Source organism: Flagellimonas sp., from assembly GCF_965601775.1.
Lineage (GTDB): Bacteria > Bacteroidota > Bacteroidia > Flavobacteriales > Flavobacteriaceae > Flagellimonas.
Genome location: NZ_OZ271837.1, coordinates 2,897,994 through 2,910,892 on the forward strand (window position 1 = coordinate 2,897,994; position 12,899 = coordinate 2,910,892).

A 12,899-nucleotide genomic window follows, 5' to 3' on the forward strand; every position below is an offset into this window, starting at 1 on the left:
ATATTCAAATAAGAATTTTAAAGATAAAAAAAGCATCCAATAGGGATGCTTTTTTTATTTGTTATCGGAATACGCTAAGCGAGCATGGTGACCGGATTTTCCAAATAGGCCCTCAGGGTCTGTAAAAATTGAGCTCCTGTTGCACCATCCACAGTTCTGTGATCACAGGCTAATGTAATTTTCATGGTACTGCCTGGCACGATTTCTCCATTTTTAACCACGGGTTTGTCCACGATGGCACCTACGGATAAAATCGCCGAGTTGGGCTGATTGATAATGGAAGTGAATTCCAAAATACCGAACATCCCTAGATTAGATACGGTAAAAGTACTACCTTCCATTTCGTCTGGTTTTATCTTTTTGGAACGCGCTCTACCTGCCAAATCCTTCACAGAAGCTCCAATTTGGGTCAACGTCAACTGGTCCGCGAACTTAATGACTGGAACAACCAGACCTTCATCTACCGCTACGGCTACACCCATATGCACATGATGTTTATATACGGTGGTATCCCCGTTCCATGTTGTGTTTACTTGAGGATGTTTTTTTAACGCCATCGCGCAAGCCTTTAGCACCATATCATTGAATGACACCTTGGTATCTGGCAAGCTGTTGATTTGAGCACGGGATGCTTTGGCATTGTCCATATCTACCTCAATGGTGAGATAGTAATGCGGTGCAGAGAATTTGGATTCTCCCAAACGCTTGGCAATAACCTTGCGCATAGTAGAATTCTTCACCTCTTCCATACTTTCCTCACCTACCGGTAAACTGATAGGTGCCATAGGAGCAGACTCTTTTTGAGCTGCTGGTTCTGCAACTGGGGCAGGTGCGCTTGTTTGCGAAGGTTGATAATTTTCAACATCTCGCTTCACAATTCTCCCATTATCCCCGGTTCCTTTTACATCAGAAATATTGATTCCTTTTTCCGCAGCAATCTTTTTGGCTAAAGGAGAAGCAAACACCCGTTGACCGTCATTTACAACCACCGTTTCAGCAACTGTAGCGGTTTCTTGAGATTTTGTTTCTTGTTTTGGAGTTTCAGCGGCACTTTCGGAACTCACGGTTCCTGAAGGCGCATTCAAGATTGCGCTAACATCCGTTCCCGCAGGACCAATGATTGCCAAGAGGGAATCTACAGGAGCACCTTCTCCTTCTTGAATCCCAATATGAAGCAGGGTACCGGAGTAGAAGGACTCAAACTCCATGGTAGCCTTATCCGTTTCAATCTCCGCAAGAATATCTCCTTCCTCAACCTCATCCCCTACTTTCTTCAACCAAGCCGCTACGGTACCTTCTTCCATCGTATCGCTCAATCTTGGCATATTAATAATCTCAACACCTTCAGGAATTGCCGCGGCTTCGGTTGGCGCTGAGACTGGAGCTGCTTCAACTGATTCTTCAGCTTTTGGTGGTTCCTCTACCGCTGATGAAGCTGCACCACTGCCGTTTAGCAGAGCTGAAATATCTTCACCTTCGTCACCGATGATGGCCAAAAGTGAATCGACTGGAGCACCATCACCTTCTTCTATTCCTATGTGGAGAAGGGTTCCTTCATGGAAGGATTCGAATTCCATAGTGGCCTTGTCCGTTTCTATTTCGGCAAGGATATCGCCTTCTTCTACCTTATCCCCTACTTTTTTGAGCCATTTTGCCACGGTTCCTTCCTCCATGGTATCGCTCAACCTTGGCATGTTGATTACTTCTGCCATTTACTTAAAGTTTATGTTGTAAAAATGGATAGTCTTCTTGTTCGTATACCGTATCGTACAATTGTTGGATTGGCGGAAAATCGGATTCCTCTGCAAATTTCTCACATTCAGCAACTAAATCCTTAACTCGCTTGTCCATCACCTTTATCTCCTCCTCAGTTGCGTATCCTTTTTCAAGAATAACGTCTTTCACCTGGGTAATGGGGTCAATCTTTTTATATTCCTCAACCTCCTCTTTGGTTCTATAATGTTGCGCATCGGACATGGAATGCCCCCGATAACGATATGTTTTCATTTCCAGGAAAGTTGGGCCACCACCAGTTCGTGCACGTTCCAGAGCTTTATCAACTTCCTTCGCCACTATGGCTGGGTCCATTCCATCAACCGGTCCACAAGGCATTTCATACCCTAATCCCAATTTCCAGATATCCGTGGAGTATGAAGTCCTAGCAACAGAGGTACCCATAGCATATCCATTGTTCTCACAAATAAAAACTACGGGAAGTTGCCATAACATGGCCAAATTGAATGCCTCGTGCAAAGATCCCTGACGCACGGCGCCGTCACCCATATAACAAAGGGTTACTGCATCTCTCTTAAAATATTTATCCGCAAAAGCCAGACCAGCACCCAAAGGAATCTGTCCTCCTACGATACCATGACCTCCATAAAATCTATGTTCTTTTGAAAAAATGTGCATGGAACCTCCCATCCCTCTGGAAGTACCGGTTACTTTACCGAAGAGTTCAGCCATAACCTTCCGTGGATCAACACCCATTCCAATAGGCTGAACATGGTTTCTATACGCGGTAATCATTCTGTCCTTAGTAAGATCCATGGCATGCAATGATCCTGCCAAGACCGCTTCTTGCCCGTTATATAAATGAAGAAATCCCCTAACTTTTTGTTGAATGTACACGGCGGCCAATTTGTCCTCGAATTTTCTCCAGAACAACATGTCCTCATACCATTTTAAATAGGTTTCTTTGGTAATCTTTTTCATCAATGGTTGAATTAATTGAATTTCTCCAATAGCGGAGGAAAGCAAAAATACATATATATATCTTTTGTAAAAAGATTTACGGTTTAAGAATCCCCTAAAAATGAATTGCCAAATCCAAGTGGCAAAATATCCTTTAAGGAACTACATTTGTATACCGGACCTTCTTGCCCCTGAAGTAGTAAAGAAATGGGAGATCTTTGTTTGATTTCGTACTCCATGATGGCTTGCCGACAGTTGCCACAGGGTCCTGCTGGGACATCCACAACATGTTTGTTGGAAGCAGCACTAATGGCAATGGCCAAAATGGCTACTCCGGGATATAACGCTCCCGCCTGAAACACCGCAACTCGTTCTGCGCAAAGTCCGGAGGGGTATGAAGCATTTTCTTGGTTGTTCCCAATAACAACCTCTCCATTCTCCATGAGCACTGCCGCTCCAACCTGAAAATTGGAATAGGGTGCGTATGCGTTTTCACGAACTTCAATTGCTTTTTCAAGTAGGCCTCTATCTGTAGAAGACAGTTCTTCTATTCCTTCATAAATTTCTAGATCAAAACCAATATGCTGCTTCTTCATAGACTGGTATGGATAGGTATCAAAAATAAGAAAACCTGCCAATGAGCAGGTTTTCCAAAAATTATTTTGATTATTTCTTAGTCGTTCACGAATTCTTCCCCAAAATTGAAGGAGAGTGAAAATCGTAGGGTGTTCTCCAAAGGATTACGTACTTGTGATGTGGAGAAAAGATATGACAAGTCAATTTGTGCTGCCTTAAACTTAAATCCTGCACCCAAGGTAAAGAACCTTCTAGCTCCTTTATTTTCATTCTCATTAAAATATCCCCCACGGAGCATAAACGCTTCTTGGAATCTATATTCAGCGCCTAGCGCCCATGTCACTTCTTGAAGTTCTTCGCTAAATCCATCTGGGGCGTCCCCAAAGGATTCAAAAGCACCGCTCAAGAAACCAATCTGTTGGTATTCATCGTTATCCTCAGGACCTATTATCCCATCACCCGTGAAGTCACGTGGCGTAGGCACCAAAAGCTTATTGAACTCAGTATGGACTCCCAAGACATTATCTTGATCAAAAATAAAGTCAAAACCTGCACCAAATTTCAAGTTGGTTGGCAAAAAGTTCTCTTGACCTCCAGCATCATATTGAATCTTGTTTCCAATGTTGGAAATGTTGAAACCTGCTCTCCAACGTCCATCAAAACTATTGTATGCAATTTCTCTGGAGCGATAAAAACCTGCAATATCCACTGCAAAGGCATTCGCTGCCTGCGAATCTTGCGTAGCATCCTGAAATCTTAAATTGGAGCTGATGAATCTACCAGCAACTGCCATGGAAAAGGTTTGACTTAACTTAAGCGAATACGAACCATCTATGGCGAATTCGTTTGGATTCACCAAGGTTGCCTCTTCGTCTATGGTTTGCCTAAGTTCTATTTCACCTAATCCAAAATAGCGAACGGAGAATGCGAAGGCACTTCGGTCATTAATCTTATTGTAGTAACTGGCATTTAATAGGGAAACATCATTTACAATAGTCTCCAAGTAGGGTGTAAAACTTGCTGCAACTCCACTTTTCTGGGTAGCAAAGGCAAATTTGGCGGGATTCCATTGTTGTGAAAAAATGTCGAACGTAGTGGCGACTCCCATATCACCCATACCTGCGGCACGAGCATCCGAAGCAATGGTCAAAAAAGGAACCGCTGTAGTAATGGCCCTTTCCTGTTGTGCTTTAACTTGGGCAGCAATCAAAATAATCACCGCCAATAGTAACTTCTTCATTCTTTGTTTTTAGCGTTAAAAATGTTGGGGCTATAACACCCTTAAGCTTAAAATAGTATTGAACATATTACATGTAAACGAGCTTTTCCTTAAATTCTTGTAAAAGAGGACCTCTTTTTTTAACCAAATCTTGACAATTTAGATAAAGTGTATCGGAAAGCTGCGCAGAAAGGTAGAGAAAGTATGCGTTAAAACAGATAAATGCCATACTAATTTTCCAAACGATTCGTTAAGTCTACAAATCCACCTAAGAATTGACCGTAATTATTGCTTTGATAAAATATAATGGTCAATCTTTCGTTCTAGGATAGTAAAATTAAAATCAAATTGAAGTAGGAAAGGGTGTAAACCCTGGAATAAAAAGTACTCAAGCCCAAATTATGAAAAAACATCTTATCAAAGTTGTACTTTCTTGTGCTGTTATAGTTGGAGGTGTTTCCAGCTGTAAAAAATCTTCATCCTCATCGTCCAAGAATATTTCGAGAGCCACAGGATGGAAGATTAATGCCAAAGAAGGAGGATTCCAATATAATTCTGACTTTAAGGAGCAAGAGACCCCTCCTGGTACCGTATTTATTGAAGGAGGTACTTTTACAAAAGGAAAGGTGCAGGATGATATCATGCACGATTGGAACAACACCCCTACACAGCAACACGTCCAGTCTTTTTACATGGACGAAACTGAGGTCACTAACGTAATGTATTTGGAATATTTGGATTACCTGAAGGCGGTATATCCCCCTGAAAATCCAAATTATGCCAATATCTATAGAGGAGCTCTTCCAGACACCCTTGTGTGGAGAAATAGATTGGGCTTCAACGAAACCATGACGAATAACTATTTGAGACACCCTGCTTATGCAGAGTATCCTGTAGTTGGTGTGAACTGGGTACAAGCTTCCCAATATGCTGAGTGGAGAACCGATAGGGTAAACGAGGCCATGTTGGAACGTGAAGGTTTCCTGGCACAAGATGCAAAGTATCAGGTTTTGAACGGTGAGATTGGAGGTACTTTTAGTACGGAAGCCTATTTGAACAATCCAGAATCCGTGTATGGAGGTCAAATTGATTCTCTTCAAGGAAAACAGAAAAAAGATTCCATCAATACTTTCGCTAAAAGAAGTAGCGGAGTTATTCAACCAGAATACAGACTGCCTACGGAAACTGAATGGGAGTACGCTGCACAAGCTTTGATTGGATCTAGAGAATACAACAACTATAGAGGTAGAAAGAAATATCCTTGGGAAGGTGATTACACTAGAAATGGTCAACGAGTTGGTCGTGGAGATCAATTAGCCAACTTTAAGCAAGGAAAAGGAGATTACGGCGGAATTGCCGGTTGGTCAGATGATGGTGCAGATATTACTGCCGAAGTAAAATCCTATAAGCCGAACGATTTTGGTCTTTATGACATGGCGGGTAACGTATCTGAATGGGTAGCCGATGTGTACCGACCAATCGTCGATGACGAAATAAGTGATTTTAATTACTATCGTGGTAATGTTTACTTGAAAAAAGCTATTGGAGAAGATGGTAAAGTAGAAATCTTGCGTGACGAGATTGTTTATGATACGCTACCTAATGGTAAAATCGTAGCCGTCAACCTACCAGGTGAAATTAAAGAAGTTCCTGTGGGGGACGAAGAAACCTATTTGAGAACCAATTTCTCTTCCAGTGATAACCGCGGTTATCGCGATGGAGACCCAGGTTCTTCCAGATTCTTCCAGCGTTTTAGTGATGAATCCGCTAACCGTAAGATGTACGATTCTCCAAAACATAAGGTTGAGAGAGATTCTACAGGTAAACTACTTCGCCAGTACGATACCTCCAACTATAGAACTTCCCTTATCAACGATGAGGTACGAGTTTACAAAGGAGGTTCATGGAGAGATAGAGCGTTCTGGTTAGACCCAGCTCAGCGTAGATATTTACCACAATATATGGCCACTGATGATATCGGTTTCCGATGTGCCATGTCTAGAGTAGGCTCAAAATCCAAATCGAAAAACAAAACAGTCCGTCACAAAAAGGCGAGATAAATACAAGTTCCATACAATTAAAAAGCCCTGATACTGCATCAGGGCTTTTTTTTATCTTCGGCTCATGGAAATAGAACAGTTGCATCGCATATTTCTGAAACACCCAGAAGTAAGTACCGATACTAGAAAAATCATCCCAAATGGGCTGTTTTTTGCATTAAAAGGTCCGAACTTCAATGGGAATCAATTTGCAAAAGAAGCCCTGGAAAAAGGAGCGGCTTATGCTATTATTGATGAGGCCAATTTTAAAATATCGGACAGGTGCATTTTGGTGGATGATGTACTTTCCACACTCCAAAAACTCGCCAATTACCACAGGAATAAGAGTGCGGCGCGAATCATATCTTTAACTGGAAGTAATGGAAAAACCACTACAAAAGAGCTTATTTTCAGTGTACTTGCCAAAAAATACGAGACAATCGCGACACAGGGCAATCTAAACAATCATATTGGTGTACCCTTGACCCTGCTCTCCATAAAAGAAGATACCGAGATTGCCGTTGTGGAAATGGGTGCGAACCATCAAAAAGAAATTGCTTTTTTGAGTGCAATCGCAGAACCGGACTTCGGATATATCACCAACTTTGGCAAAGCCCATCTTGAAGGTTTTGGAGGAGTGGAAGGAGTAATCAAAGGAAAAAGTGAACTCTACGATTTCCTACTGGCAAATGACAAGTATGTTTTTATGAACGCGGATGACCCCATTCAAATGGAAAAACTGGCAGCCTATATAAAAAAAATGGGCTATAGCACATCCAATCCCAGTTATTATCGCATCGAGCTCAAAGAGAGTAATCCTTTTGTGAAAATAGCAGTAGAGGAAATGGAGATTTCCACACAACTTACTGGTCAATATAACTTTACCAATTGTTGTGCAGCCATAATTATGGGTAAATATTTCAACGTGTCACTGTCGGATATAAAATTAGCGCTGGAAAGTTATACACCTGCAAACAATCGTTCCCAAATCATTGAAAAGAATGGAATCAAAATAATTTTGGATGCCTATAACGCCAATCCAACTAGTATGGCCATGGCAATCCAAAATTTCCATCTTATGAAAGAACTCGATTCCCATTTGATATTGGGAGACATGTTTGAATTGGGTGAAGCAGCTGCCAATGAGCATCAAAACATCGTGGACCAGATACAAGAACTTGGATTTCAGAATGTTTTGCTTGTTGGAGAGAACTTCTATGGAACGCAAACTTCCTACTCCAAATTCCGAACATTTGAAGAATTAAAAACACATCTTGAAAAGCAGCCCATCAAAAAGGGAAACCTATTAATAAAGGGATCTCGAGGAATGGCCCTAGAACGGGTCTTGGACCAGCTCGGATAGGATTTTTCAAATCATAAACTTTTCCAAAACTTCCATTTTTCAAGTAATCGCTTTGAAATGAAGGCCATACTATTCCGAACTAAGTCATAACAAACGGCTTAGATATGGAAAAAAGTATCATCATATTCGACGGGGAATGCAACCTTTGCAATGGAGTTGTAGGGTGGTTATTAAGAAATACCGACCTGGACATCTTTGATTTTGTTCCTTTCCAATCTACATATGGTCAAGAAATACTAAGCGCACACGGTTTTAACACAGATACTCTTGAAACTGTAGTATTGCTTGATGATACTGGTGTTCATACGCTTTCGGATGGTTTTTTAAAGATTATAGCCAAAATTCCAGAATGGCAACCCTTGTCCGTCCTTTTAAGTCTAGTTCCACGAACCCTTAGGGATGGCGTATACAAACTAGCTGCAAAAAACCGGGTTCGCTGGTTTGGTAAATCCCAATTTTGCACGGTAAGTCTACATTAAGCTTACTCATCATATTTCCTATCCAAACGACAATTTTCCTTAGAGGTTGTATTTTTGGGAAATGAAAAAGAAAAAGCCCGATAATGTCGTATTTAATGAGGACGAAAAGCAGTATGATGCTTTCTTAAAACCCTACGCCACCCATTTAGGATCCCCCCAAATCAAATCCAACAATCTCTCTCCCTGGAAAAACAGCAATATTAGAAAGGTTAACAATTCATTAAAGGCGGAATTTGATGAAGTGAAGGCCCAATATGAGCAACTCATGGAGCGATATGAATACAACAACCTGGTATATGCATCCAAATTTTCGTTCCAACCGCTTGTTGGTGAGACCTATCACCTCTATCGAAATAAAAACAGTGAAGCTTTTCTTTCCATCCTAGCACCTGACGAATGCAGTTTTGAACATTTAGGGAGTTTCCGATTGGGCTCAGATCATATTTGGGAGAAGTTATAACTTCAAGTTTCTTCGTGAATTTTGGGCCAATAAAATGTTCTTCTCGGCCTCTTGTTAATCAGTAAATTTTGTTCAATTCAGCGGGTTAAAGTAAACTTTCCCGAACATAGTTTACGAAAACACTTATCGGAAAAACCCACAACTTCCTGAAAATAGGGTAACTAGCCTATATATTACCATAAAAGGGTACGTATATCATGAAAAGGTTCATTTTAGATTTTTTCAGTCAAAAGAAAGTTCCAGCTGTGCAAGGTGGGGCCGCGATACTATCTAAATATCAAAAATCAGGTCTTAAATTATCAGAAGCTCTCGAAATAAAAGAGAAAGTTCGTTCGGCTTTTGAGAATGACAAAATTCATAAAAACAATGATTTGGGACTAAATGACTTAGCATCCCACATTGCCATGGACCGATATAAAGTTTCACAAGTAATTAATGAGCATATATCGGTTAATTTCTATGCTTTACTAAATCAATACAGAGTAAAGGATGCCAAAAACCTTCTGATTAACAATCCAGATATTAGTGTAAAATCCGTTATGTATGATGTAGGTTTTAACAGCAAAACCTGTTTTTACGGGGCCTTTAAAAAGGAAACTGGACTAAGTCCAAACGACTTTCGAACCCTAGCAAGATTTGCCTCCTGATTTTACGCAACACCGCTTCACTCACCAATCATTTTTCTTTCATTTTTTTCTGCAATAATCCATTTTTGATTTCAAGCTAAGGATTAATGATATCCATTATCCTTACAGTGACCCCGCTAAAGATTTGTTAAAAAGAGTCCCTCCCGTTTGGGACGTTGGTTTTTAATGTCCCGCCCGTTTTAGAAGTACTCTTTCCACTCTTGTTTCCGATTCTTTTGTTTTTGCAATTGTAAAGGTAAGGCGGTGAGAGGCTTTACTACCCTAAAATAGACTTTCCATTAAGTTTTGTTTTCGTGCAAGGGAGTGTTATTTGAATTAGCTATCAAAACCACTTCTCCCGCCTGCCTTTCTCAGTTGCGCTAACTCATTATTACTAACAAAACTTTTAACTCTATGAAAGTACAGAAACTGTTTGGGACATTCTTCATGCTACTGCTGACAACGGTAGCTATGTCTCAAGAAAAAACAATTACTGGTACAGTGATTGACCAAACGGGGATTCCACTACCCGGAGTAAATATTGTGGTGGAAGGTACGTCCAATGGAACACAGACCGATTTTGACGGAAATTATTCCATAACGGGAAATGTTGGACAAGCCCTTCTTTTCACTTATCTCGGTCAAAAAACCGAAAGAAGGGTCATTGGAGCATCCAATGTAATTGACCTACAAATGGAGGAAGATGCCCAAGCACTGCAAGAAGTAGTGGTAATCGGTTACGGTAACCAGGAGGAGCGAAAAATCATCCAAAACGTTGGAATCGTAAAACAGGAGGCCATTGAGAACCTCCAAGTGGTTTCAGCAGACCAATTGCTTCAAGGTCAGTCCGCAGGTACCCAAATCGTTAACGCATCGGGTGTTTTAGGTTCCGCTGCGGTAATACGGGTACGAGGTGTGAACTCCATAAACTCTGGTAGTCAACCTTTAATAGTGATTGATGGTGTACCTATTACGGACACCGCTGGAAACACCTTGAATAGAGGGGGTAACACTGGTATTAACCCATTATCCTTTGTAAACCCAAATGACATTGAATCCCTAACGGTTCTTAAAGATGCGGGAGCTACCTCTATATATGGATCTCGAGGTGCAAACGGGGTAATTCTAATTACCACAAAAAGAGGAAGGAAAGGGGAGAGAACCACGGTAACTCTCGATATGAGTACACAGTTTTCACAATCTACCGATGTTCCTGATATTCTAACTGCTGATGAATTTAGACAGTTCAAATCGGATGTGGCTACTATACAAAACGGAGGTGTACTTGTATCTCCAGAAGACTTAGGTCTCGGAGCCATAGGTTCTGGTGGAACTGATTGGTTAGGTGGTGTACAACGTACAGGGGTATCGCAAAATTACAATCTCGGTGTACGGGGAGGTAGCGAAAAGACTTCTTTCTTTTTCGGATTGGACTTTCAGGACACCCAAGGATTTATCATTGGAAATGACCAACAAAGAGCTGGTGCAAGGATAAACATCGATACACAGGTAACAGATTGGTTAAAAGCTGGAATGAACTTGGGTATCACCAACAACCGCTTGAATCGTGTGGGTATCGAAAACAACATCAACGCACCATTTACCACGGCTTTCTTGCAAAGTCCTGTAGTACCCGCTTTTGATGACGAAGGAAATTTTGTCCAGTCCGGTTCATTTATCCCGAACATTTTTGCCAGGGTAGCTTTGAACACGGATGAGGTGAAGACTTTCCGAGTAATTGGAAACGCTTTTACAGAGATCAGTCCTCTTCCCGGGCTTACTTGGCGTTCTGAATTTGGTATGGACAAGTTGAACCTTGAAGAATTTGTAAGACAGGCTGAGTTCAACACTCCTGGCGGATTGGCCCAACAAATTTGGGTAAACGAAGATCGTTGGTTGACCAATCAGACCATAAATTATAACAATACGTTTAATGATGACCATACCCTAACCGTACTTCTTGGTCTTAACTATGAAGAAACCTTAAGGACCCGGTCAAATGTATCCTCTACCGGATTCCTCACTGATGATTTGAGAAACTTGGGTTCTGGGGCTACTCCACAAGTATTGAATGGTGACCGTTTCCCTTCCCGTCTCTTTGGGCTTTTCTCAAGGGTATCCTATGACTACAAAGGGAAATATTTGGTAGAAGGTTCTGTAAGACGTGACGGTTCATCTCGTTTTGGGGCGAATAACCGTTTTGGGTACTTCTGGTCAGCTGCGGCTGGATGGGTCCTTTCCGAAGAATCTTTCATTCAGAATTTGAACTTTTTTGACTTCTTATCCTTAAGAGCTAGTATTGGTACTGTGGGTAATGACAGATTGGGAACATTCCCATCCTTGGGTCTCTTTAATGCAGGAGGTTTTGGGGATTACAATGGTGAGTCTGGAGTTGTACCTGCTAGAAGACCTGCAAATCCTGATTTAAAGTGGGAAGAAAGTGAGACTTTGGACATAGGTCTTAAATCTACTTTCTTAAATGGACGAATTAATTTCAACGTAGCCTATTTCAAAAAAACCACAAGTGACCTATTGTTAAATCAAATCCTACCTCCAGGTACTGGATTCAACAGTATTAGTCGTAATGTAGGAGAAATGGAGAATAGAGGTTGGGAGTTTGAGTTGAGCACAGTGAATGTCCGCACAGAGAACTTTGAGTGGAGAACCAACTTTAACTTAACCACTATCGATAACGAGGTGCTAGCATTAAATGAAGATGCTGCCACAGATTTACAAGGCAGAAGAATTATTGACGGTCCCATTCAAAGAGCCATTGAAGGAGAATCCCTAAATAATTTCTTTTTAATTCGATATATAGGGGTAAATCCACAGACTGGGGATGCTGAATGGTTGGATGTTAATGGAAATGTTACGACAAACCCAGGTTCCGGTGACCGCGTTGTAACCGGAAGCCCACTCCCAGATTTTTCTGGAGGTATGACCAATACATTCACCTACAAAGGATTTGACCTTTCCGTTTTGATGAACTACTCCTATGGGAATGAAGTGGTTATTGATGGTCTTCGATTTGCAGATGGAAATGATGCTATTGGTGGTATTGTAAACATTAGAAGACAAAATTTAAACTTTTGGAGACAACCTGGCGACAATGCATTTTTGCCAAGCCCGAATAGTTCCACATTCAATTTATTCAACCAAAGATCATCCCAACAGCAGTTGGATGCTTCTTACCTAAGAATAAAAAATGTAACACTAGGTTACAACTTACCTCAATCCGTTCTTGATAGGTTGGGAGGTATTTTTAATGGGGTTAGATTTTATGTAACTGGTACCAACCTGCTTACCATCAAAGCTGATGAAATGGATGGAATAGACCCAGAGGTAACCGATGATATCGATCCTCTGTTCCAAGGAGAGTCATTCTTTACGGCTCCTCAAGCTAAACTATATTCATTCGGAGCCAGGTTAACATTCTAAAAAAA

At 41.1% G+C, this 12,899-nt stretch carries 10 protein-coding genes; 6 read left to right on the forward strand and 4 right to left on the reverse strand.

Features of this window, described 5'->3' with window-relative positions; all coding sequences use genetic code 11:
• Nucleotides 1-74: 74 nt before the first annotated feature.
• The 4 genes from ACSLUF_RS13495 to porV all read right to left on the reverse strand — a co-directional run bounded on the left by ACSLUF_RS13495 (nucleotide 75) and on the right by porV (nucleotide 4,510).
• Nucleotides 75-1,712, reverse strand: a complete 1,638-nt coding sequence (locus ACSLUF_RS13495; RefSeq protein ID WP_435623295.1) for a 2-oxo acid dehydrogenase subunit E2 — start codon at nucleotides 1,710-1,712, stop codon at nucleotides 75-77.
• A 4-nt stretch (nucleotides 1,713-1,716) separates the two neighbouring features.
• The gene (pdhA, locus tag ACSLUF_RS13500; RefSeq protein WP_435623296.1) at nucleotides 1,717-2,715 is read right to left on the reverse strand and encodes a pyruvate dehydrogenase (acetyl-transferring) E1 component subunit alpha; all 999 of its coding nucleotides are present in this window, start codon (nucleotides 2,713-2,715) and stop codon (nucleotides 1,717-1,719) included.
• A gap of 83 nt (nucleotides 2,716-2,798) precedes the next feature.
• Complete coding sequence (locus tag ACSLUF_RS13505) at nucleotides 2,799-3,290, reverse strand: cytidine deaminase (protein ID WP_435623297.1); 492 nt, start codon at nucleotides 3,288-3,290, stop codon at nucleotides 2,799-2,801.
• A 77-nt stretch (nucleotides 3,291-3,367) separates the two neighbouring features.
• Nucleotides 3,368-4,510 (reverse strand): type IX secretion system outer membrane channel protein PorV, encoded by a 1,143-nt coding sequence (porV, locus tag ACSLUF_RS13510; protein WP_435623298.1) that lies wholly within the window; start codon nucleotides 4,508-4,510, stop codon nucleotides 3,368-3,370.
• A 380-nt stretch (nucleotides 4,511-4,890) separates the two neighbouring features.
• Here porV and gldJ point away from each other — a divergent pair, with 380 nt between their 5' ends.
• The 6 genes from gldJ (at nucleotide 4,891) to ACSLUF_RS13540 (ending at nucleotide 12,894) form a co-directional block, all read left to right on the forward strand.
• On the forward strand, nucleotides 4,891-6,549 hold the full coding sequence (gene gldJ, locus ACSLUF_RS13515; RefSeq protein ID WP_435623299.1) for a gliding motility lipoprotein GldJ: 1,659 nt from the start codon (nucleotides 4,891-4,893) through the stop codon (nucleotides 6,547-6,549).
• A 64-nt stretch (nucleotides 6,550-6,613) separates the two neighbouring features.
• Nucleotides 6,614-7,891: a UDP-N-acetylmuramoyl-tripeptide--D-alanyl-D-alanine ligase gene (locus ACSLUF_RS13520; protein WP_435623300.1), complete on the forward strand. Its 1,278-nt coding sequence runs from the start codon at nucleotides 6,614-6,616 to the stop codon at nucleotides 7,889-7,891.
• Nucleotides 7,892-7,995: 104 nt separating this feature from the next.
• The gene (locus ACSLUF_RS13525; RefSeq protein ID WP_435623301.1) at nucleotides 7,996-8,370 is read left to right on the forward strand and encodes a thiol-disulfide oxidoreductase DCC family protein; all 375 of its coding nucleotides are present in this window, start codon (nucleotides 7,996-7,998) and stop codon (nucleotides 8,368-8,370) included.
• A gap of 61 nt (nucleotides 8,371-8,431) precedes the next feature.
• On the forward strand, nucleotides 8,432-8,830 hold the full coding sequence (locus tag ACSLUF_RS13530; protein ID WP_435623302.1) for a DUF2452 domain-containing protein: 399 nt from the start codon (nucleotides 8,432-8,434) through the stop codon (nucleotides 8,828-8,830).
• Between the two features lie 197 nt (nucleotides 8,831-9,027).
• Nucleotides 9,028-9,477 (forward strand): helix-turn-helix domain-containing protein, encoded by a 450-nt coding sequence (locus ACSLUF_RS13535; RefSeq protein WP_435623303.1) that lies wholly within the window; start codon nucleotides 9,028-9,030, stop codon nucleotides 9,475-9,477.
• Nucleotides 9,478-9,870: 393 nt separating this feature from the next.
• Nucleotides 9,871-12,894, forward strand: a complete 3,024-nt coding sequence (locus ACSLUF_RS13540; RefSeq protein WP_435623304.1) for a SusC/RagA family TonB-linked outer membrane protein — start codon at nucleotides 9,871-9,873, stop codon at nucleotides 12,892-12,894.
• The last annotated feature ends 5 nt before the right edge of the window (nucleotides 12,895-12,899 follow it).